Below are 22,554 nucleotides of genomic sequence, written 5' to 3' on the forward strand. Positions count from 1 at the left end.
CCCGCCGGAGCAGTGTGAGCGGTTTTATCGGCGCGAGTGGGACACTTGGCGCTGGCGGCTGATGTTTCGGATTTTCTTTTCGCGGCTGGTGATGGGGCGGATGGGGCGCGACCCCAGCTTCTTCAAGTATGTAGACGGCGACGTGGCTAGCCGCATCCTCAGCCGCACCCGCTACGCCCTCACCCAGCTCGACCCCGCTGAAAATCCCTATTTGCAGTGGATTCTTACGGGTCAACATCTGACGGCGCTGCCCCTCGCGCTTCAGCCCGAACACTTCGACACGATTCGGGCCAACCTGCATCGACTGGAGTGGCACTGCTGCTCGGTAGAAGATTATCTGAAGCGCCTGCCCTACGGGGCGATCGCCCGCTTTAACCTAAGCGACATTTTCGAGTATCTGTCGCTGCCCAACTATTACCACCTGCTGCATCGGCTGGCGCAAGTGGGCAAACCGGGCGGCCGCTTGGTGTATTGGAATATGCTGGCTCCCCGCAGCCGTCCAGAGGGGATGGCAGATCAGCTGCGCCCCCTGCCCGAACTGGCCGAAGCCCTGCACCGCCAAGACAAAGCCTTTTTCTACAGTGCTTTCGTGGTCGAGGAAATCTGCTAGTTCCAGAGGCTTGCAAGGGTGCTGGAGCCTGCTTGTTGACCCGTAGAATCGGGGTACAATCTTGATATAACAATTCGTTACAAACGAGAATCGAAACGACTGCACTCAACTCCTGGAGGCGCGTTTGAGGCGCGATCGCCCTATGCCTGTCCGCAATGACACCATTTTTGAGCGATTTCTGGCTCCGGTCGTCAAAACCTTCCTGATCGACCGGGACGCGATTCTGCGCTATTACCAGAGCCGCGATTGGCAGCAAGAGAGCGATCGCCTCCGCAACCCAGCGGTAGAATACCCCAGCTATTACAGCAGCCAGAATTTTCACAGCATCGAGGGTGGCTATCTCAGCGTGGAAGCGGCGCTGTCCTACGACCCGATTACGCAATACGCACTGCCGCCGAACGAAACCTGGGTTCGCAAGGCGCTGCTGGAGCGAGTGCAGGGCAATCCCCGGCGAATTCTGGACTTGGGCTGCGGCACGGGCACCTCGACACGGATGCTAAAGCGGGCATTCCCCCAGGCAGAGGTGATCGGGCTGGATCTGTCGCCCTACATGCTGGCGGTGGCAGAAGATAAAGCAAAGGGCGATTCGCGAAGCGATCCCTATGGGAATCGTCTCGATATCCAGTTTGTCCATCAAAATGCTGAGCAGACGGGCTTTCCCGATGCCAGCTTCGATCTCGTGACCGCCACGCTGCTGTTCCACGAAACGCCGCCCGAAGTCGCCCAGACCATCCTGCGGGAAGCCTTTCGCCTGCTGACTGTCGGCGGACAAGTGTTGGTGCTAGACGGCAACCAGAGCGTGATCCGCCAGACCGAGTGGCTCACGGAAATTTTTGAAGAACCCTACATCAAAGCCTACGCCGCAGGTAGCGTCGATGCCTGGATGGGCAAGGCCGGGTTTGGCGCGGTGCAAACCGACAGCCTGTGGGTGATTCACCAAATTACGCAGGGTGTAAAACCATTGCCGGGGCAGCAGGTGCGCTCGGTGGAGTTTGCCACGCCGCTAGGAGAGGGCGATCGCCAGTGGGCATGGAATTGGGGTGGCGAGACGGTGAGGGGAGGATGAGATGATGTGAGAAGAAGTGACGGAAAAAACTAAAAACGAAGAACGAAAAACGAAAAACGCAACCTCTTCCCTCTTCGTTCTTCTCGTTTCCCTCTTCGTTCTTCGTTCTTCTCTCTTCCCTCTTCGTTCTTCTCTCTTTGCCCATGTCTCTCCGCGCGATTCTCTTCGACTTCAACGGTGTCATTATCAACGACGAACCGCTGCACCAACGGCTGCTAGAAAAGCTGCTGGTGGAAGAGAACCTGCGCCCGAAGCCAGAGGAGTATCGGGAAATCTGCGTGGGCCGGAGCGATCGCGCTTGCATTCGAGAACTGCTGGCGCGGCGCGGGCGCATCGTCACCGACACGTACCTGGATGAACTGGTAGCCCGCAAGTCGCGCTATTACCAGTTGCAGATTCAGGAAATTGAAAATCTGCCCAGCTATCCGGGGCTAGAGGATTTGATCTTTCAAATTCGAGCGGCGCAACTGCCGATGGCGATCGTCAGCGGAGCGGTGCGGGCAGAAATTGAAACGGTGCTGGCGCGGCTAAACCTGGCGGACTATTTCAAAGTCATTGTGGCGGGCGACGAGATTCCGACCAGCAAGCCAGAGCCAGACGGCTACTTGCTGGGGGTGCAGCGGCTGAACGAAGCCATTCCTGGACTCAATCTGCAACCATCAGAATGTCTTGCGATTGAAGACACGTTTGCAGGCATCGAAGCAGCGAAACGGGCAGGAATGCAGGTCGTCGGCATTGCCAATACTTACCCGTTTCACATGATGCAGCGCCGCGCCAACTGGGCGATCGACTATTTTAATGACCTGGATTTGGATTATGTGCGTCGGGTCTTTTCGCAATCGGCTGCGGCCTGAAACACTTCGCCAATCTTGTTGAAATATTAAAAAGTAGCGAAATATACCGTTTATTGGGCATTATAGAAACAGACGCGGACAGGGCGATCGCTTCAATTCCCTTACTGCCCGTCCCAAAAGGAGAGGTTTATGGTTAACTTGCTGTCCAACGCCGCAGCAGACTCTGCTACCCACGCCGCCCTCAACGGCAGCGCAGGCAAGAGTCTCCTCGATGGAGCCTCCCACAGCACGCTGTCGGATGCCAATCGACGACTGGAAAAGGCGCTGAACTATGTCTCGATCAACGAAGATGTAGCCGAACGGCTGCGCTATCCCAAATCTAGCCTGGTGGTGTCGATTCCAGTGCGGATGGACAACGGAGCGCTGCGAATCTTCCAGGGCTATCGCGTGCGCTACGACGACAGCCGTGGCCCCACCAAAGGCGGCGTGCGCTATCACCCCGGCGTGACGCTGGACGAAGTGCAATCGCTGGCGTTTTGGATGACCTTTAAGTGCGCCGTGCTGAACCTGCCCTTTGGCGGCGCAAAGGGTGGCATCACGCTCAACCCCAAGGAACTGTCGAAGTTTGAACTGGAGCGGCTGACGCGGGGCTATGTAGATGCGATCGCCGACTTTATTGGCCCCGACATCGATATCCCCGCCCCCGATGTCTACACCAACCCAATGGTGATGGGCTGGATGATGGATCAGTACAGCATCATCCAGCGCAAGATTACGCCTGCGGTGGTGACGGGCAAGCCAATCACGATGGGCGGCAGCCAGGGGCGCGAGTCGGCCACCGCAATGGGTGCATTTTTTGTGATGCAAACCGTTTTGCCGCGTTTGGGAAAATCGCCCGAAAACACGACCGTTGCGGTGCAGGGCTTTGGCAATGCTGGGTCGATCATTGCAGAACTGCTTTACAAGGCGGGCTATAAGGTGGTCGCCGTTAGCGATTCCCAGGGCGGGGTGTACGCTTCTCAAGGCCTCGATATTCCCAGCGTGCGGCAAATTAAGGAGTCTAGCCGCAGGCTCAAGGCGGTTTACTGTGAAGGCAGCGTGTGCAACGACCAGGAGCATTCCACCATTACCAACGAGCAGTTGTTGGAGCTGGATGTAGACGTGCTGGTGCCCGCTGCGCTGGAAAATCAGATCACCGCTGAAAACGCCGGCCGCATCCAGGCTCGCTATATCTTTGAGGTCGCCAATGGCCCTGTCACTTCTGATGCCGATGCCATTTTGGAAAATCGCGGCATCCAGGTCTTTCCCGATATCCTGGTGAACGCGGGCGGCGTGACGGTAAGCTACTTCGAGTGGGTGCAAAATCGAAACGGCTTCTACTGGTCGGCCGACAAGGTGAACCATCGGCTAGAGTTTGCCATGAAGCAGGAGACAGAACATATCTGGGCGATCGCCCAAGAGCGAGACATCGACCTCCGCACCGCCGCCTACGTCCACGCGCTGAACCGGCTCGACGATGCTATCCGCGCCAAGGGCACGCGGGACTTTTATGTGAGCTAGTTTTATGTGAGCTAGTTTTATGTGAGCTAGTTTATGTGAGCGAGCTTTATGTGAGCTAGGCTCAAGGGAGCCAGGACGCTTGGTTCCTGAACCAGGTTCCTGAACCAAAAGCTAGACCCTGTAGATTGGCTACATGTAGAGTGGCTACATAAAGTGGCTGTCGCTCTACAGGGTCCATTTCGTGGCTCGTGGCTATTTCGTGGATATTTGGTGGCTCTCTCGTGGCTGGGAGGTTTGCGGCTAGTTGGCAAAGCGAATTTTCAAGTAATCCTCTTCCATCTTTGCCCCGGCGGGTTGCAGCGCTGCCAATGCCTGAGGCAGCACCAAATTTCGGCGATGGTTGCCAATGCGGACGTTTAGCTCGTCGGCCGACTTGCTGAGTTCGATCTTGTCTTTGGGAATGCCGGGTAAGTAAAGCTCCAGGCTGTATTGGTTTTGCTCCTGCACCACGCGCATCGTCGTCTCTTTGTAGTAGACCTGGGCCGGGTCTTCGTCGGCATAGAGCGTTTCCTTCAATCGCTCCAGCGCCGCCAATCCGCAAAGTTCCTCAGAATAGAGCGGCACTTCTTTCACAGGCAGCGGGTGAAAGTTTTCGTGAATTTCCTGGCGATATTGCTGCTGATTTTCCTTCCAACGCTGAAAGAAGGGATCGCTCACCTCGTTGGGGATGATGCGGTTGGCCACCACCATGTCGGTTGCCACGTTATAGAGGCTGAGGTACGCATGGGCCCGCAGGGATTCTTTGATCACCATCTTTTCGGGATTCGTGACCAGACGCACTGAGGTCTGCGTGTTGTCGGTCAGCACCTTTTCCAGGGCTTCGATCTGCTGATAAAACTCGTAGGGCGCGTCCATCACTTCCTGGTTGGGCAGGGAAAAGCCAGCAACGGGACGAAACAGCGGCTCTACCAGCGGCCGCAGCGCCGCAGACACCGCTTGCAAGGGCTTGTAGAATCGGCGCATATACCAGCCCGCCACCTCCGGCAGACTCAGCAGCCGCAGGGCTGTACCCGTTGGTGCAGAGTCGATAATCAGGACATCGAAATCGCCTTCGTCATAGTGGCGCTTCATCCGCACCAGGCTGAAGATTTCGTCCATGCCAGGAAGAATCGCCAGTTCTTCTGCCTCTACGCCTTCCAGACCCCGCGCCTGGAGTACCTGCGTAATATAGCGCTTCACGGCTCCCCAGTTGCCTTCTAGCTCCATCAGCGCGTCTAGCTCTGCGCCCCAGAGGTTTGGCTTGACCGGGCGCGGGTCGTGCCCCAGTTCCATGTCGAAGCTGTCGGCCAGGGAGTGGGCGGGATCAGTGCTGAGCACAAGGGTACGGTAGCCCAGTTCTGCACACCGCAAGCCTGTTGCGGCAGCCACCGAAGTTTTGCCAACGCCGCCCTTTCCGGTCATTAAGATTACGCGCATGAGTGCCCAGCGATTTCGTGAAGAATAGTTACATTCCTCTAATGTATCGGGTTTTGCAGGCAGATGGGGCGTTTGGCGTGGGATTGGAGCGAGTCGGCCAGTAGGGCGATCGCCCCTTGCCAACGCACTAGATGCTCCGCTAAGGACCTGTTCAGACGGGTTATGAGGATCTCTTGCGAACGCTGAAATGCTGCCGCAGCACGTCGAGCCGCGAACAGTGCCAATAGTCGATGTGGGACGTGATTAGCCCCTGTTCATTGACGGTCATTTCGCTCCAGCCTGTGATGGCGATGCGGGGCTTCCAGGGCAGCGGTGTTGTCCAACTGAGCGTCCAATCGGTGCGGATATCTGCGCCCGTTTGCTGAATTTGGTGCAGATCAAGCTGGGGGTCGAGGAACCAGGTCTGTATAAAACCGATCATGCGTTCGTAGCGATCGCGCCCGCGAAACTCTGTCATTGGATCGCGAAAATAAACGTCCTCTGCATAGGCGCTGAAGGTCTGGGATTTGGGGAAATTACGGTAGTCCTGTCTGAGGATTTCTAGGATGTCCATTTCGCTCTTTACCTGTGTTTAAAAATAATAAATCCTCCTTGTTAATCATGCCGGATGCGATCGCTCTAGGCTGTATTTAGCGTGAAATCCTTTTGAAGTCTTAGTCGTTTGACCCCTCAAAGAATCACTGATTCGAGGCTGATATACGTCTCTCAAAAATAATTCTCCAAAGAGAATCCTCCAAAAATAAGAAGACCAGTTAATCAAAATCCTAACTTTTTGAGAGAAGCAAGTATCTGGCTACGTAGGCATCAATACGGAGGAGTGGCTCCGTTATGTTGCCGATAGATATGGGCTTTCAAACGGACGGAGAAGAGAGGATTTTATTTCTAAAACTGAAGTAAGAAAGCAATATTTCGACTGCTCTGAAGTATTGTTCTGATTGCTTCCAAGTTTTTCAGGAAAACTGCTGATTTTGCAATTGAGAATCTCTGGGAGCAGTCTTTGCGACTCGCAATATTTTTGACCCAAGTCACCTGATTGACTGACAAAACTCGAAGCACCCTCACCCCAACCCCTCTCCCAGAGCGGGCGAGGGGCTTTTGACCCAGGTTTGGCAGTTCAAGTCCCTTCGCCCCTTGTGGGAGAAGGGATTTAGGGATGAGGGGAAAAGATTTGTCAGGTAACCAGCCAAGTCACTTTCAGAGAAGATTCAAATTTCCACAACATCAGACCGTTGTGATTTCCCTTTTTCCAGGATCGAGGCTAGTTGAGATGCAATTTGGGCAATCGAATTTTCAGGAGCGGCTGTCAGAGTCCGCGTTCCCTGAGTCAGACGAGTTCCACTTCCGCGATACCTGGCTCCCCGCACACTGCTTTCAAGTCCGAACACAGACCGATGCCCTGGCGCAAGACCTATCCTCCCTTTTGGGAAAAGTCTCTCAGGCGATCGCCCTGCTCAATAGCCAGCAGGAACTCCTCCGCGCCAGCGCCGCGCTGGATAACCTGGCGGATCTGTGGTGGCAGCGAGCGGCGATTGAGGCCGCCGCCGACGGAATAGCCGTCTTCGATGCAAAAGGCGCGTTTCGCTATGCCAACCCGGCCTATCTGCGCCAGTTTGGTTGTCCACCCGATGAGACCCTCAGCCGCCAGACTTGGCAGCAGTTCTACATTTCCAGCGAAGTGCGGCGGTTTCAGCTTGAAATCTGGCCCAGCCTCAGCCGACAGCCCCAGTGGCGCGGAGAGGCGATCGCCCTGCGGCCAGACGGCACCACGTTTCCGCAGGAAATTAGCCTGACGCGCATCGCCGATAGCCATCTGGTGTGTATCTGCCGAGATATTAGCGATCGCAAACGGGCCGAAGCTGCCTTGCGAGAAGCCGAAGCCCGCTACCGCAGCATTTTTGAAAATGCCATTGAGGGCATCTTTCAAACCACACCGGAAGGACGCTATCTCAACGTCAACCCCGCCTTGGTTCGCATCTACGGCTTCAAGTCTCCAGAAGACCTAATCGCCAACATCCACAGCATTCAGCACCAGATCTACGTCGATCCAAACCGCCGCAGCGAATTCATCCGGCTCATGCAGGAACACGGGTGCGTCTCCAATTTTGAATCGCTGATTTATCGGCGCGATGGCACGCCCATCTGGATCTCGGAAAATGCCCACTGCGTCTACAACAGTCGCGGCGACCTGCTGTATTACGAAGGCACAGTCGAAGATATCACCACCCGCAAGCAGTCCGAAGAGCAGCTTTTTCTCAACGCTTTCCATGATTCGCTGACCAGCCTGCCCAACCGGGCCCTGTTTATGAACCGACTGAAGACCGCCCTGAATGCGCTGCCGCGCCGTCCGGGGCACCAGTTTGCCGTGCTGTTTGTTGATCTGGATCGGTTCAAGCAGGTGAATGACAGCCTCGGTCATTTGCTGGGTGACCAACTGCTGATCCAGGTTAGCCAGCGGCTGCAAGACTGCGTGCGGGGCGGCGACACCGTGGCGCGGCTGGGCGGCGATGAGTTTGCCATCCTGCTGGAAGACATTCAGAGTGCCGACGACGCGATCCACGTTGCAGAAAGGATTCAGGAGCAACTCGGCTGGGCTTTTTGCCTCCAGGGGCATCAGGTTCACATTAGTGCCAGCGTCGGCATTGCACTGAGCCATCACCGGGAAACCTGTCAGCCTTACCAAAACTTGGAAGACTTGCTGCGGGATGCCGACATTGCGATGTATCGCGCCAAGCATCGGGGCAAAGCCTGCCACGAATTGTTTGACGGCACGCGCCAAACCCAGGTGTTTACCCAGGTGCAACTCGAAGCAGATTTGCGGCGGGCCCTAGATCAGCAGGAACTAGAACTGCACTATCAGCCGATTGTGGCGCTGCAAAGCCGCCGGGTGCGCGGGTTTGAGGTGCTGATGCGGTGGCAACATCCCACCCAAGGACTGGTGCCACCCGGCAAGTTCCTCGACATTGCCACCGAAACGGGGCTGATTCTGATGCTGGAGGAGTGGGTGCTGCGTCAGGCGTGTCAGCAAATGCAGCAGTGGCAGAGGCAGGGATTGGCGGATGGGTCGATGACGATGAGCGTCAACCTGACGGAAAAGCAGTTCGTCCAGCCCAAGCTGATTGGGCAGGTGGGGCGAATTTTGTCGGAAACCGGGTTGCGGCCCAACTGTTTGCGGCTGGAGTTTGCGGAGGCGTTGCTGCGAGCGGATATCGAGGCGATCGCCCAAAACCTATACGGATTGACCGATCTGGGCGTGCAGCTTTGCATTGACGACTTTGGCACGGGCTTTTTATCCCTCAGCCAGCTTCACAGCCTGCCCATCCACAGCGTCAAGATCGACCGCTCCTTTATTCACCGGGCGGGCATCAGCGTAGAAAGTCAGGCAATCGTGAAAACCATTGTGAGTCTGGCAGAAACCCTGCGGATGAGCGTCATTGCTGAGGGCGTGGAGACGCTGGAACAACTGGTGCAACTGATGGCAATGGGCTGCGAATATGGCCAGGGCTATCTGTTCTCGTCTCCGGTTGATCGGGCAATGGCAGAGTCGCTATTGCTTAAGAAGCAGCTTTAGCAGCCAGCTTGAGTAGCCAGCTTGAGTAGCCGTCAAAGACCTGCGGTTCCTGGGATTGTGCATTGCGGAATCGAGTATCGTCTTCATGGTGTGTCCAAAAACCGACTTACCACCTGATCTAGCCCAACGGCGCGGGAGGCTTTGAACAGGAGGCGATCGCCCGCAGTCACGTTCTGCCTCAGCCAGGCTGCGACTTCGGCATGGGTGGTGAAGCGCTCGGTGGGAATGCCGCTGGCTCCGACGGCGAGGGCCTCGGCTTCGGCGGGGTCAGCCAGGATTAAAAGCGCGTCTAGCTTGAGGTCTTGCACCGCCGCGCCGACCTGCTGGTGAAATTCGAGGGAGCGATCGCCCAGTTCCTTCATCGTGCCCAGCACCGCGATTCGGCGAGAACCGGGCGTATCTGCCAGCAGCCGCAGCGCCGCCAGCATAGACTCCAGCCCCGCGTTATAGGTTTCATCCAGAATCACTACATCATTGGGCAAGTCTAGCCGCCGCGCCCGTCCTTGGGGCAATTCCACGGTCAACCCAGCGGTGAGCGGCTGCCAGCTTAGCCCCAGCAGTTTTGCAACCGCCAGCGCTGCCAGATAGTTCAGCGCGTTGTGGCGGCCCGGCAGCGGCAGGGGCAGCAGGGTGTCGTCAACCCGCAGCGTGTGAGCATCGACCAGTTCGCCCCGCAGGTCGCCGCCTTCTAGCCCGTAGGTGATTGTTTTGCCGCGCCACACGCGGGCGGCCGTGTCCATCAGCCGCAGATTGTCGTGGTTCAGCACGGCTGCGCCCGCTGAGTCTAGCTCGTGGAGCAGTTCACATTTGGCCTCGGCGATCGCCTGCTCAGACCCCAGCCGCCCGATGTGGGCCGTGCCGACGTTGGTAATCACCGCAATATCGGGTTCCGCAATTTGTCCTAGCAGCGCAATTTCGCCTGCCGCCCGCATTCCCATTTCGATCACGGCAAACTGATGCTCGGGCCCCAGTTCCAGCAGGGTTTTGGGAACGCCGATTTCGTTGTTATAGTTGGCGCGGGTTTTAAGGACAGGGCCGCGGGTTTCCAGCACGGCGGCAATTAGCTCCTTAGTGGTCGTCTTGCCGACGGAACCCGTGATAGCCACGACGGGCCCAGAAAACTGCCGCCGCCAGAGTGTGCCTAGCTGCTGATAGGCCGCCAGCGTGTCGCTGACCTGGAGCATCGGCCCGACTGCATTGGGGGGCAGGTCAGACACGACAGCGGCGATCGCCCCCTGCGCTAGAACCTGCTTGACGAAGGCATGACCATCGAAGCGATCGCCCCGCAGCGCCAAAAATAGATCCCCCGGACTGAGGCTGCGACTGTCGGTCGTCACCTGGGCGATCGGCGTTTGATTCACCTGCTCAGACCAGTGGTGCAACCGAGCGCCCAGATTTTGCGCTAACCTGCCCAGCGGCATTGAAAACGGCATAAACTTTTTTCGATCCGGATTCTGCATCAGAGCAAGATCATACCGCGCTATGCCTCTGGCCACGGTTTAAGCTGCGGGCCGCTGCGCTGATTCTCTCCAGACAGACCGGGAGGATTGGTAACCGCATTTTACGCATTTCAACTTTATTGGCTTTATTGGCCGCAGCGTCGCGGACGGCTTCTATACGGGTGTAAGCCGAAAGCGCTATGAGATGAGCCGCAGTGGAACCGGCTGCGGTGAAATGGGTCGCAGAGAATCCTGCTGCTCCGCGCCTAAGCCGCCATTTCAGACTTGTGGGCGGCCATCAGGCTCTGAGTTTCTGGGCTGGGGCTGAGGCGCTCTAGCGCATGGCGGAGATCGGCAGTCAGCCGTTTTGCCCCCTGCTTGGGCGGCTCCCGGAGATAAGGCTCAACCCGGATGGGGGCGCCAATGTTAATCGAAACCTGACAGCCCCAGCGGGGAAGCGGCTCGTCGTAATGCAAATGAATCGGCACGACCTGTAGGCCCAGTCCGGGCTGGCTTTGTTCTGCCTGGAGGGCGAGGCGAGCCAGCCCAGGCTTGAGCGAATGCACCAGCCGATCGCGGAAAATGCCGCCTTCTGGGAAAATCACCAGCATTTCGCCCTGCTGCAACAGTTCTAGCCCAAACCGCAGGCTGGCAACTCCTGGCTGTCGGGGATTGACCGGAAAGCCGCCCAAGCGGCGAATGAACCAGCCCTGAAGCCCTTTCACTTCGTCGGCCGTCACCATGAATCGCGGAAGGCGACCTGTGACACTTGGCCCAGTGGCATGGGGAACGAGCAGCGCATCCCACCGCGCCCGATGGAGCGGCGCAAGGATGACCGGCCCTTCAGCAGGCAAGTGGTGTTGCCCATGAATCTCGATTTTGCCGAAATAGGCCGGCAGCAGCAGGCGATTCCCCAAGGGATAGGCGATCGCCGACAGCCAGGGCGACACCTTTGAATTCACTTTGCTTTCTCGATTTGTGACAGAGGCAGTCAAAGGGTCGTCGGTTGGGCGATGTAAAACCATAGAGCAGGAAAAAACCAGCAAAAACAGCAAGGATGATTTGGATTGAGCCAAAAACTAAGCTCTGCGTTCGCCTGCCTGCACCAAGTTCGACGGAAGAATGCTCCCGATCGCGCTATGAACCCGATGCAGGAGAGGGCAAAACGCAACTGTTCATAGCTTAGGGCGATCGCCCTTGGAACTGATCTCCCAAAAGGACAGTTGTGAGGGTGTCCTGTGGGGGGTTGAGTTGGATTTTGGGTTTTGGATTTTGGGTTTTGGATTTTGGAGTCTGGGTTTTGGATTCTTCTCTTGGCAGCGCTTCTAGCGACCGACGGTTTCTTGAATGAGCTTGGCAAGCTGTTCGGCGCTGTCGGCGATCGCCAGTCGTCCAGCGGCTTTGGCCATGTCTGCCCGTTGGGGCGATCGCATCAGATCTAGCACCTCGGCCGTGAGCATTTCGGACGTGAGATCCTTTTGCTGAAACACTTTGGCCGCACCCGCCCGGACGAAAGCGGCGGCGTTGACGGTCTGGTGGTCTTCGGCTGCGAAGGGATAGGGAATCAGAATAGCGGGCAGATGGGCGATCGCCAGTTCCGTCAGCGTGCCCGCGCCAGAGCGACTAATAGCCAGCGTCGCCCGGTGAAATAACGCCGCCATGTTGTCATAAAAGGGCAGCGCCAGGTATTGCGGATGGCTGAGGCTCTTTGCCTCTGGGTCAGCGTCGCCCGTCAGGTGGACGAGCCAAAAGCCCGCGTCGAACCAGGCAGGCGCACACTCGCGCACTAGCCGATTCACTGCTACTGCGCCCTGGCTGCCGCCGACGACCACGATCAGCGGCACATCATCGGGAATGGGGAGTTGCAGCGGCGGCAGGGCCGAGGGCGCGAGTCGAAAAGCGTCGCGCACGGGCGTTCCGACGTGAACCGCCTTGGCGCGGGGCAGCCGCTGGATCGTCTCCTCAAAGCCCACTGCCACGACGCTGCACCAGGGACTCAGCAGCCGCGTCACTTTGCCAGGTAGGGCGTTGGATTCGTGCAGAACTGTGGGCAACCCAAGCGATCGCGCCGCCAGGATGGCCGGAGCCGCAATGTAGCCGCCCGTGGTAAACACGCCCTGAAAGTTGCCCTTTTGCAAGAGCGATCGCACCTGCACCACCGACCCCAACAGCCGCGCCAGGGTCTTCAGCGTGCCCAGGCCCGGCTTCCCCTGAAAGCCCTCCACCTGAATCGTGTGCAGGGGATATTTTCCTGGCACTAGCTGCGTCTCTAGACGGTTGGGCACGCCCAGCCATTCGATGTCGTAGGGAGTCTGGTGACGGGAGAGTTGCTCAGCGGTGGCGATCGCCGGAAACAGGTGTCCGCCCGTGCCGCTGGCCGCGATCAGGAGCTTCATGGGGGGTGAGAGGGTGAGGGACGGGGGGAGGGGTGTGGGAAACCCTGGAAGATGAGAGAAGCTTCCGGATTCCGTGACGAAGCAGGCGGATAGCGTCTACACTGTGTCTTGTCCTAGCCTTGTTTTGGGCCTTGCCCTAGTCTGCATTTAGTCTGTATCTAGCCTGTATCTTGACGTGTTTTGTCTGGCACTGCGGTTTCTGAGATGGCTATATCTATGGCTATAACTGGCTATAACGGAGCGTGTATTTCCAGCAATGGCAGCGTTTGAAATGGCTGCATCCAGCGTCAAGGTTTCCAGAGGGCTGGATCTCTAGCCATACTGAATCCGCACTTAATGCAGACTTGCAGCCCAAACGTCTCCCAAACGTCTTAGTATCCTACCCCATCCTTATGCAGAAACCCCCTGAATTTCCGTTGCCCCAGATGAATCGCCTAAATGGGCTATCGGTGCGCCCCGTCGGGCGGGCAGTCGCTTTGCGGCTGGGCATGACGCGCCGAGACTGGCGGCGGGCAAATTTGGTGATTCCAGCAGTGGCACTGGGGGTGATGCTAAGCTGGGCGGGTCGCGTGGGGGCCCAGACTCCGCCTGCGCCTGCGGAACCGACTGCACCTGCGCCCGCCGTGCAAGCCGCTCCGGAAGAACTGACAGAGGCGATCGCCCGCTTGGATGCCGCCGCCAGCAGCCGCAACCTGCGAGACGTGATGCGCCTCTTCAGCCGCAACTTTACCCATGCCGACGGGCTGACCTATGACACACTCAGCACTGCGCTCCAGCGGTTTTGGCAGCCCTACCGCAGCCTGACTTATCAAACCGTGCTGGATTCCTGGGAGCGAGATGGCAGTGCGCTGGTTGCCAACACCACCACGACGATTACGGGCACTCGCGATATCAACGGACGCATCGTGACGCTGAATTCCGTGCTGTCTACGCGGCAGCGCTATGAAAACGGACGCATTGTGTCTCAATCAGTGCTATCCGAGCGTACCGAAGTCTCCAGTGGAGATTTTCCGCCCAGCGTGCAGGTTCAACTTCCGGCGCAGGTGCTTGTGGGGCAAAGCTTTGATTTTGACGTGATCGTGCAGGAGCCGCTGGGCGATCGCCTCTTGCTGGGCGCAGCCATTGAGGAACCTGTGAATGCTCAGGGCTATCTCAGCGCCGCGCCGTTGAACTTGGAACTGCTGTCGGCAGGGGGTTTGTTCAAAACGGGGCAGGCTCCTGCGCTTCCGAGCGATCGCTGGATTACGGGTGTGCTGGTGCGTGAAGACGGCATTGTGCAGCATACTCGTCGTCTGCAAGTCGTGGATGATCCGTCCCTGATTACCACGCCAACGCCTGCGCCGCGCCGCCGCCTGCCTCGCCTGCGATAGGCAATTCTCTGAGCTTTGAACCGGGAGCTTTGAACCGGAAGCTTTGAACCGATTCATTGCGCTGGCAGAGGCTCTGCCTCCCGCAGAACCCTCCTGCGTTCCAAGCCTGATTACGCCCGAAGCGCTCATCATCCAAAATTCTTATGGAACCTCTAGGGAAAACGAGTTGCCCGGTCACGGTTTTCACAGACTGGAGGCGATAGAATTTGGAGAGCTTAGGTTAAGCTTCTTTGCAAGCTGCCCTGCCCGCTTTTCTGCTGCAAGCCAAAATCGCGAAACTATCGAAACCCAAAATCGAAAGCCGATGCTCACCATTTCCGACTCACTGCCGCTGGTTCCCCTGCTCTATGTCGCGCTGGCAGGTGCTTATCTGCTGGTGCTGCCGCTGCTGACGATGCTATATCTCAAGCAGCGGTGGTATACGGCTGGCTCCATTGAGCGGCTATTGCTCTATTTCCTGGTGTTTTTCCTGTTTCCGGGATTGCTGCTGATCAGCCCGTTCCTCAATTTTCGTCCCGAAAAGCGACAGTTGGAAACTTGATAGAAATCTGAGCTGGATGCCTAAGGGGAAATCAGCGGCTTTGGCAACACAGATAAGCTGAGGGGCTGCTGGGTAACTTTTTAGCCTGTCTGATAAGCTCCAAAAGTAATGCTGGGTCGGTTGAGATAAGGAAGAGCGATCGCCAGTGAGTGAAAGGGCGATCGCTCTAAGTGCAGCTAGATTGGTTCAGTTGGGAGAGAGTCGCTAGGCAGACCCAGTTGAGAGATCCTGAGAGGGAGCCAGTGAAGCTTTAGAGGGCGATCGCCGCTGCGTTGCTGAAGATGGGAGCCGCTTCGGGGTGATACTGTGCGCCGCGATAGGTGAGGTTGACGAAGGGCTGAACCGGCAGTTCAGAAGAGTAGCGCATCGTCATCTCAGCGCCGCGATAGCATCCGTAGAATGATTGGCTGGTAGCAGGCAGTTCGGTGCAGGGGGTATATTCGGTGCCGCGATAGGTCAGTTGCATGGTTGTGTCTCCTGGAGGGTGAAGCGGGGTGTGCCTCGTTTGATGTCTCTGTTATACGGCGATCGCCTCTGGCAGCGCGATACTGAAAAGTTATGGACTTATCGCCCCTACGACTCCTTAACTTTTCCGATCGCCTGATGGAACAGCGCTAACCCCTCTTTTTAGCTGAGCCTCTTTGCCTGAGCCGCTTTAGCTGAACCTCTTTGCCTGAGAAATAACTAAGCAATGCCTGAGCAATGGACGCAACCTACAAAACCTTTCGGATTCGAGACTGGCAGCCGGATGACCGCGCCGTTGCTGCCGAGCTAATTTACACGGTGCTGGCGGAGTATGGACTCGGCGGCGAACCCGACGGAGCCGACCAGGACGTGCTTCAGGTGGAAACGGCGTACTGGGCGACGGGCGGCGAATTTTGGGTGGTGGAGCAAGCGGGCAGCCTCGTCGGCACGGCGGGCTACTACCCCATTCGCCGGGGTGAAAATGCCGTCGAGATTCGCAAAATGTACCTGCACCCCAGCGTGCGCGGCCAGGGCTTGGGCAAGTTTTTGCTGATGGAACTGGAGGGGGCGATCGCCCGCAGCGGCTATACGCAAATCTGGATCGAAACCGCTAGTGTCCTGAAAGAAGCCGTCCTGCTCTACGAGCGACAGGGCTACGAACCCGCCAGTGGGGTAGAAACCGCAAGGTGCGATCGCGTCTATGTGAAATATCTCGCTTGAGATTGCAGGCGCATCATCCTTGCAGGCGGATTGCGTTTGGCAAACCACACCAAACCACGCGCTTAACCTTCCAGCATTTGCAGCCGATACAAACTGGCATACAACCCGTTTTGTGCCAGCAGTTCCTCATGGCTGCCCGATTCCACCAGTTGTCCTCGCTTCAGCACCAGAATCCGATCCACGCTGCGAATCGTCGAGAGGCGATGCGCGATGATAATGGCGGTACGCCCTTCTAGCAGAGTTTCCAACGCTTCCTGAATCAGGGATTCCGTACCCACGTCCAGGTTCGCAGTCGCCTCATCCAGCACTAGGATCGGCGGATTGCGGATGGCAGCCCGCGCAAAGGCAAGAAGCTGCTTTTGCCCGCCCGACAGGTTTGTGCCGCGCTGCCGCAGTTCCGTGTTATAGCCCTGAGGCAACTGCTCGATAAATTTCGCCACGTTTGTCTGCTCTGCCGCCCGCTGGATGTCCGCCATTGAGTAGTTTTCGCCCAGCGCAATATTGCCCTTCACATCGCCCGCAAACAAAAATCCGTCTTGCAAAATTACCGCCATCCGCCGCCGCAGTTCCGCCTGGGGCATGTCGCGAATGTCTACGCCATCCAGCAGAATGCGCCCGCTCGTCACTTCATACAGCCGACACAGCAGGCGAATGATCGAGCTTTTGCCCGCGCCCGTCGGCCCCACCAGCGCCACCTTCTCGCCCGGAGCAATGGTGAAGTCCAGATCGCGCAGCACCAGTTCATCCGCTTTGTAGCCGAAAGAGACGCGATCGAATCGGATTTCTCCGGGGGTTTGGGTAGAAGCAGGGAAAACAGACGGGACTCCTTGACCCCCGACTTCCGGATCGCGGATTTCGATCGGCTCGACCAGGATATCGCTGACTCGCTCCAGGGCAGTAAAGCCCGCCTGGATAGCGGTGAACTGTTCGGCAAATTCGCGCAGGGGATCGAAGAGGCGCTGGGCAAAGAGGATGAAGGATGCTAGGGTGCCAAACAGGAGGGCCTGTTGCAGCACCAGCACGCCCCCCAGCCAAAGCACAGCGGCGATCGCCACGAGCGAGATCCATTCCAGCGTCGCCGACACCAGCGAGTCGAATACAATCGTGCGATCGACCTCTTTGATGTAGCGCTGGTTGATGGTGCGAAAGAGTTCGGCATTAAACGCCTCCCGCCGAAAGAGTTGCACCACATTGATGCCGACAATGTTCTCTTGCAGCGTGGCATTGAGCGACGACAGCTCTTCGCGGGCCCGATAGTTGGCCTGCCGATATTTCCGCTGAAAGTAGATTGTGAGGATGGTAATGGGAATCAGCATGGCAATCAGCATGGATGCTAGCCGCCATTCCAACGTGAACATCGTCAGCGCAATCACGATGATTGAAAAAAGATTGCCAACGATGCCGATTGCTCCCGTAGAAAACACGTCACCCAGCGCGTCCACATCGCTGGTCAGGCGCGTAATCAGCTTGCCTACGGGCGTACGATCGAAAAAGCGAGTGGCCAGCGACGTGACGTGTAAAAACAAGTCATTGCGAATGTCAGCGGTAATGCGCTGGCCCACCTTTTGCACTAGAAAACTCTGCAACCCATCGAACGTCAGCCGCACCACAATAGTGATTAGCAACAGCACCACCAGCAGATTCAGCCCTTGCGACAGGGTCAATCCCCGCAAAAAGCCCAGCACTGGCTCATTGCGAATCAGCGAAATCGCCTGCCCCACCAAGATCGGCTGCACCGCATCCCCAATCGCCGTCGGAATCAACATGATTAGCGAAATCAGCAGCAGCCGCTGATGCCGCGTGGCATAGGGCAGAAGCATCTTGAGCAGTCGCCAGTCCGTCGGGCGCTGGGGGCGACGGGTCGGGCTTCGCTCCCATTCGGAAGGATCTGCGGAGGATGGGGTCATGGATTGGGGCAAGGTGAGAAATGCACAAGCTTAACTGTAGCGTAGTGTAGGGAGGGAATGATGGGTAGAGTGGGGAGGCATGGGGATGATGAGATAGCGCCCCGCCTGTCCATTACCGTTCCCAGGAACGGTATCAGTAGCGCTACGGATTCAGTGGCAGATGAAGTGGACGGAAGCGCCACAAACGCTCGGCGGTCAATCCAAAATCGCAAATCCAAAACAAAATCCAAAATCGAGAATCAACATTCTCCCTCCTAATCCCCGGCTCTATACCCCAACCAACCTCTTCCTCTCCTCTCTATGCTGCTCAAACGGTTTCCTGCGCTGGTGCTGCTGGTCTTTATCCCGATTTCGCTGCTGGCGCACGGGCAAGACTGGGGCGATGGGGCGGTGTTTGTGACTTCGGCGCTGGCGATCGCCCCGCTGGCCATCTTCCTCAGCCGCGCTACTGAGGAGCTAGCCCTAGCGCTGGGGCCGACGGTGGGCGGGCTAATGAATGCCGTGTTTGGCAATGCGACGGAACTGATCATTTCGCTGGCGGCCCTGCGGCGTGGGCTGGTGGATCTGGTCAAGGCGAGCATTACGGGCAGCATTTTGGGCGACTTGCTGCTGGTGCTGGGGCTGGCGATGCTGCTGGGCGGGCTGAAGTATAAAGAGCAATCGTTTGAGCCGATTGTGGTGCGGGTGAACGGTTCATCCATGACGCTGGCGGTGACGGCGATCGCCCTGCCCACGATTGTCATCAACACGTCCCATGTGGTCGATGCTCAGGATATCACCAGCCTGTCGATCTTTGTGGCGGTGGTGCTGATGCTGGTTTACGGACTGACGCTGGTGTTTTCGCTGAAGACCCACAGCTATCTCTACGACGTGTGCAAGGCCAAACAAGACCCGCTGCTGCTGACAGATGAGGGGGACGGGCGATCGCCGCTGTGGGTGTGGGTCGGAGTGCTGCTGCTGGCGACGGTGGGCGTTGCCGTCGAGTCGGAACTGTTTGTGGGCGTGGTGGAGGAGGTAATTGCCGACTGGGCGCTCACGCCGCTGTTTACGGGCGTGGTGCTGCTGCCGCTGCTGGGCGACGTGTCGGGCTATGTGACGGCGGTGCGCGTAGCGATGAAAAACAACATGGATTTGCCCGTGTCGGTGGCGATGGGGTCGAGCCTGCTGGTGGCGCTGTTTGTCGCGCCAGTGCTGGTGCTGGTGGGGCAGGCGATGGGCCAGCCAATGGATCTGGACTTCAACCCGTTTGAGGTCATCACTGTGGCGATCGCCGTGTTTATCGTCAACCTGATCAGCCTGAACGGGCGATCGAACTGGCTGGACGGGACGCTGCTGCTGGCGACCTACGCGATTCTGGCGGCAGCGTTTTACTACCATCCGGCGTAGAGCCGTCCAGCATTCGATGACGCTATTCTCAAGCCACCCGGCATTCTTCGATCAAGTCCACTCAAGCGTTTACCCAGAAGTTCACCCAGACATTTACTCAGGCGTTTACTAAAACGTTCACTCATTAGACTATCGGTTCGAGAGAGATTCACTCGGCATGAACTCAGACAACTCCTGCTGCACGATGATCCCAATGCTCAGCGCCTCAGTCAAAAACTGTCCATATTCATTCGCCTTTGCATTCTCCTGGAGCGTTTGCAGCATGGCCAGATTTTGGGCGATCGCCTCTGCAAGTTCTGCGCGTTTGGCAATCATCTTCTGATGCTTTCGCACAATCCTTTCGGTGGTCAGGGCGCAGATCAGGCTGGAGCGAGTCGCATCCATAGCCTGAAAAATTTCCTGTCGATCCACAGGTTCGTGATTGTTCGCCCGCACGGAATCCAACTCTTCCATCAGGGCGATCGCATCAATGATTTCGTTGTGTCGATCGACTTGATCAAGCAAATGCGAAAGCTGGCTCAACTGCTTTCCCCGCCGCCAGAGATAGCCATTCCACAGCGCAAACAAGCCTACGGCAATTCCCAGAGAAATCGCCAGGAATTTACCCAGATCTTCTCCGGTGAACCCCGGCAGATTTCGAGCAATCACCAAACTGACAGGCAGGCAAAAAATAATGAATAGTCCCAGCGTTAGCACTTCGCTCATCAAGAGCGATCGCAGCCGTCGCCGCGACCACAGCACCGACGGACGAATCGCCCGCCCTATAAACGTGTCGCTAATATCCAGCCCCGTCAGGCGTTCGAGTTCATCCTCGGTAATCCGGAGGTTTGTCAGAGAAGGCATAGTGTCAGGGGCCGAGGTTTAATGCAAGCATTGAGCCAGAAGCCACGCGCTAGAAGCCGAGAAAATTAAGAATTATGTTAAAGACTGCGCTGTAAAAGTTGCCCTCGATCTGGCGGAACAACTGAAACGCTTGACCCGGTGCGCCAAAGAAGGGTCGGAGTGTCCAGCCCAACTGACTGCCCACCAATGCATACAACACCAGCCAGAAGCGGAGCAACTTTAGGCGTGTGTTGAGCAGGTCGCTGTTATTTTTGGTGGCCAGGCTGCCGTGTTTGGCAGGAACCCGCACATCATCCGGCGGCGCAAAGTCTCGGAATTGGGCAGGGCGATCGCCCACTTCGTCCAGTTCGTCTATCTTATCTAATTCATCTGATTTGTAATAGGAATCATAATCGGGCAGTTCGCCCTTGGGCAGCCCCTCCGGCTGGAGTCTAATCGCATCCTGCTCTGCGAGCGATCGCATCCCGTGATAGAACAGCCGTATCCCTACCAGCCCGGTCAGCCCAAAGATGCCAACATTCAGCAGTTGGAAAAAGATATAGTCATGAACCGAAATCAAGAAAAATAGCGTAATCGGCGCAAAGCTAAACAGCAGCACGCTGATGGTCGCCATTGCCGTCATCAACAGCGCCACGTACTGGCTAAATTTCAGCCGCGAACCAAACAGCACATCAAAGAAAAACAGCGTTGGCAGACAGATAGCCAGCGTCAGCAAATACAGCGCGGGCAGTTTGATCGCCGATGCAATCATCTGCATCCAACTGCTGGAGGAGCCGATAATGGCACCATAAATTGCGAAAAAGAAGCAGCTCGAAATCAGCAGCGATACGCTTTTGCGCTCGACTTTGAAATTGCGGCGAATATCGTCGATAAAATCCGGGCGATCGCGCAACAGGGACAGCAACACGGCAAAATGCTTCATCTCAGGAGCCTCCAGCGGCAAATCGCCAAGTTCAGAGTTTTTGGTCAAGAGATAGATGCTTCATGCTGGAAATCGAGCCAGAAAGCACTACGGGGATTAATACGCATCAGGCAACAGGGATTCCGGAGAACCCGCCCATGCCCCTCAAGTCTTTATGGACTCCTCCCGACCCTCCGCAGAAACTGACCTGAAATCTTTTACCCCTGGCTACTATTAGAACTTACGCAATTGAAGGATTTCTCGCGGGCGCGGCCTGCTAGAAATCCTTCAAAGCCCAGAAAACGTATCGCAAGTGCGTAAGTCCTGTACTAATTGGGATGATCTTTTTCATGAATCAAATCTGACCTGAGCTAGAGCCTAGCGACAGGTCACTTCACTACGCTGAATAGTGTCAGATAAAGTCTTGAGCTTAAGGAAATCTCTTCTCTGGATCGGCTTATTCGGAGCGATATCGTCAGTTAAGGTTGGCGAGCAGGTTCCCCTTTGCGAGCCGCTCTTAATTTTAAGTTCTGAGCCACTCGAAATTGATCAGAAGCTGATTAGAGTTGATCAATACTGATCAGATCTGATCAAATCAAGATTTGAGCTTTGGATTTAGGATTTGAGGTTGCAATTTGCCGAGTGCTAGAGGTGTGTTTCTTCATCTGTAGTTTGTCGCTGTTTCCAAAGTGCGAAAGTTCAGTTGGACGAACACCAGCTAAGGCTAGAGGTTTCTTTTCTGCTTTCCTTAGCACTTTACTGACAGCCTTCTATCAATTAGATTCACGGAGGATTCTATGAATATCAGATCATCAAACTGGTTCAAGAAATTAACTGAGCGTCTTACCCTGGCTCAGGCTCAGAAGAGTTTAATTGCACTATTTATATCTTTTCTGCTGTTCAGCAGCACTGCTTGTGCAGGAAGCACCTCAGCCAGAGAAATTCCCCACGCCTCCAGCCCAAGCGCGGGGTCTCAGCCCGGTTCCTCTGCCCGTGCTTCAGAGCGAGAAGTAATCACCAAGCGCGGAATCTACGGCACGAATCAGCCCAGTCAGGGTGGCATGAATGGCTATGCGGATGATCCTCAGTATGACCGGGGTGCGGCAGATGCAAAGGCCAGAAAGTTAATCGATCGCGCTGAGAAAAATCTGCAAAATCGGGCAACGACCCCACAGGAGCTAATTGATAACATTACCCACGAAAATGTTTTGCCAGAGCAGGCTCGCCAGGTTTCAAAAAGTCTGAACGACTCGATTGAGCAAACGAGGAAAGATCTGGTGGAAGGAACGGAGCAAGGCAGTCGCAATCTAAAGAACAATCTTGAACGGGCGAAAGATGAAGCTCCGTCTGTTTTTGACCGGGCTATTGAAAATGCAAAAGGTGCAACCCAGGAGATTCAGCAGGGTGCAGAAGACTTGGGCAAGGGTGCCCAGCGCGTGATGAACAGAGCCGCCGAAGAAATTACAAACTAAGCTTGCCTTCAGGGTGGGTTTAGCAGAATACCTTGGCGCTTAAACCAATTTCTCTAAGAGGGTGTTTGAAAAGGTATCGCCTGTAATGTTAAGCACTCAG

Annotated in this window: 19 protein-coding genes; 10 read left to right on the top strand and 9 right to left on the bottom strand. The window is 56.4% G+C overall.

Features of this window, described 5'->3' with window-relative positions:
* The 4 genes from IGS51_RS16930 to IGS51_RS16945 all read left to right on the top strand — a co-directional run.
* On the top strand, positions 1–610 hold a 610-nt coding region (locus IGS51_RS16930), incomplete at its 5' end, for a DUF3419 family protein (RefSeq protein WP_297079993.1).
* 142 nt (positions 611–752) lie between these two features.
* The gene (locus IGS51_RS16935) at positions 753–1,676 is read left to right on the top strand and encodes a class I SAM-dependent methyltransferase (RefSeq protein ID WP_297079994.1); all 924 of its coding nucleotides are present in this window, start codon (positions 753–755) and stop codon (positions 1,674–1,676) included.
* 143 nt (positions 1,677–1,819) lie between these two features.
* Positions 1,820–2,530, top strand: a complete 711-nt coding sequence (locus IGS51_RS16940; RefSeq protein WP_297079995.1) for an HAD family phosphatase — start codon at positions 1,820–1,822, stop codon at positions 2,528–2,530.
* Positions 2,531–2,659: 129 nt separating this feature from the next.
* Positions 2,660–4,030: a Glu/Leu/Phe/Val dehydrogenase gene (locus IGS51_RS16945; protein ID WP_297079996.1), complete on the top strand. Its 1,371-nt coding sequence runs from the start codon at positions 2,660–2,662 to the stop codon at positions 4,028–4,030.
* A 240-nt stretch (positions 4,031–4,270) separates the two neighbouring features.
* Here IGS51_RS16945 and IGS51_RS16950 read toward each other — a convergent pair whose 3' ends face one another.
* Together IGS51_RS16950 and IGS51_RS16955 are read right to left on the bottom strand one after the other, a co-directional pair.
* Positions 4,271–5,446, bottom strand: coding sequence for a TRC40/GET3/ArsA family transport-energizing ATPase (locus tag IGS51_RS16950; RefSeq protein ID WP_172353492.1), 1,176 nt, complete (start codon positions 5,444–5,446; stop codon positions 4,271–4,273).
* 160 nt (positions 5,447–5,606) lie between these two features.
* Positions 5,607–5,999, bottom strand: a complete 393-nt coding sequence (locus IGS51_RS16955; RefSeq protein WP_297079997.1) for a DUF2358 domain-containing protein — start codon at positions 5,997–5,999, stop codon at positions 5,607–5,609.
* A 714-nt stretch (positions 6,000–6,713) separates the two neighbouring features.
* Between IGS51_RS16955 and IGS51_RS16960 the strand changes: the two genes are divergently transcribed.
* Positions 6,714–9,014 (top strand): bifunctional diguanylate cyclase/phosphodiesterase, encoded by a 2,301-nt coding sequence (locus IGS51_RS16960; RefSeq protein WP_297079998.1) that lies wholly within the window; start codon positions 6,714–6,716, stop codon positions 9,012–9,014.
* 83 nt (positions 9,015–9,097) lie between these two features.
* On the opposite strand, the gene murF is transcribed toward IGS51_RS16960, so the two are convergent.
* From murF to murG, 3 genes are all read right to left on the bottom strand, one after another.
* Complete coding sequence (gene murF / locus IGS51_RS16965) at positions 9,098–10,447, bottom strand: UDP-N-acetylmuramoyl-tripeptide--D-alanyl-D-alanine ligase (protein WP_297079999.1); 1,350 nt, start codon at positions 10,445–10,447, stop codon at positions 9,098–9,100.
* A 272-nt stretch (positions 10,448–10,719) separates the two neighbouring features.
* Complete coding sequence (locus IGS51_RS16970) at positions 10,720–11,415, bottom strand: 1-acyl-sn-glycerol-3-phosphate acyltransferase (RefSeq protein ID WP_297080000.1); 696 nt, start codon at positions 11,413–11,415, stop codon at positions 10,720–10,722.
* Between the two features lie 363 nt (positions 11,416–11,778).
* Positions 11,779–12,849, bottom strand: coding sequence for an undecaprenyldiphospho-muramoylpentapeptide beta-N-acetylglucosaminyltransferase (gene murG, locus IGS51_RS16975; protein WP_297080001.1), 1,071 nt, complete (start codon positions 12,847–12,849; stop codon positions 11,779–11,781).
* A gap of 392 nt (positions 12,850–13,241) precedes the next feature.
* Here murG and IGS51_RS16980 point away from each other — a divergent pair, with 392 nt between their 5' ends.
* Both IGS51_RS16980 and ndhL read left to right on the top strand, forming a co-directional pair.
* Positions 13,242–14,219: a nuclear transport factor 2 family protein gene (locus IGS51_RS16980; protein ID WP_297080002.1), complete on the top strand. Its 978-nt coding sequence runs from the start codon at positions 13,242–13,244 to the stop codon at positions 14,217–14,219.
* A 304-nt stretch (positions 14,220–14,523) separates the two neighbouring features.
* Positions 14,524–14,760 carry an NAD(P)H-quinone oxidoreductase subunit L gene (ndhL, locus tag IGS51_RS16985; RefSeq protein WP_205370292.1) on the top strand — a complete coding sequence of 79 codons (237 nt, stop codon included), beginning with the start codon at positions 14,524–14,526 and terminating at the stop codon, positions 14,758–14,760.
* Between the two features lie 250 nt (positions 14,761–15,010).
* Here ndhL and IGS51_RS16990 read toward each other — a convergent pair whose 3' ends face one another.
* Positions 15,011–15,226, bottom strand: a complete 216-nt coding sequence (locus IGS51_RS16990; RefSeq protein WP_297080003.1) for a DUF4278 domain-containing protein — start codon at positions 15,224–15,226, stop codon at positions 15,011–15,013.
* A 236-nt stretch (positions 15,227–15,462) separates the two neighbouring features.
* Here IGS51_RS16990 and IGS51_RS16995 point away from each other — a divergent pair, with 236 nt between their 5' ends.
* On the top strand, positions 15,463–15,945 hold the full coding sequence (locus IGS51_RS16995; RefSeq protein WP_297080004.1) for a GNAT family N-acetyltransferase: 483 nt from the start codon (positions 15,463–15,465) through the stop codon (positions 15,943–15,945).
* A 62-nt stretch (positions 15,946–16,007) separates the two neighbouring features.
* Here the strand turns inward: IGS51_RS16995 and IGS51_RS17000 are convergent, their stop codons facing one another.
* Positions 16,008–17,852, bottom strand: coding sequence for an ABC transporter ATP-binding protein (locus IGS51_RS17000; protein ID WP_297080005.1), 1,845 nt, complete (start codon positions 17,850–17,852; stop codon positions 16,008–16,010).
* A 300-nt stretch (positions 17,853–18,152) separates the two neighbouring features.
* Between IGS51_RS17000 and cax the strand changes: the two genes are divergently transcribed.
* On the top strand, positions 18,153–19,238 hold the full coding sequence (gene cax, locus IGS51_RS17005) for a calcium/proton exchanger (RefSeq protein WP_297080006.1): 1,086 nt from the start codon (positions 18,153–18,155) through the stop codon (positions 19,236–19,238).
* A gap of 129 nt (positions 19,239–19,367) precedes the next feature.
* Here cax and IGS51_RS17010 read toward each other — a convergent pair whose 3' ends face one another.
* Positions 19,368–20,081 (bottom strand): hypothetical protein, encoded by a 714-nt coding sequence (locus IGS51_RS17010; RefSeq protein ID WP_297080007.1) that lies wholly within the window; start codon positions 20,079–20,081, stop codon positions 19,368–19,370.
* Positions 20,082–20,130: 49 nt separating this feature from the next.
* Positions 20,131–21,051 carry a hypothetical protein gene (locus IGS51_RS17015; protein ID WP_297080008.1) on the bottom strand — a complete coding sequence of 307 codons (921 nt, stop codon included), beginning with the start codon at positions 21,049–21,051 and terminating at the stop codon, positions 20,131–20,133.
* A gap of 728 nt (positions 21,052–21,779) precedes the next feature.
* Between IGS51_RS17015 and IGS51_RS17020 the strand changes: the two genes are divergently transcribed.
* Positions 21,780–22,454 carry a hypothetical protein gene (locus IGS51_RS17020; protein ID WP_297080009.1) on the top strand — a complete coding sequence of 225 codons (675 nt, stop codon included), beginning with the start codon at positions 21,780–21,782 and terminating at the stop codon, positions 22,452–22,454.
* Positions 22,455–22,554: the final 100 nt, after the last annotated feature.

The organism is Thermoleptolyngbya sp. M55_K2018_002 (assembly GCF_015295965.1).
GTDB classification, from domain to species: Bacteria; Cyanobacteriota; Cyanobacteriia; order Elainellales; family Elainellaceae; genus Thermoleptolyngbya; species Thermoleptolyngbya sichuanensis.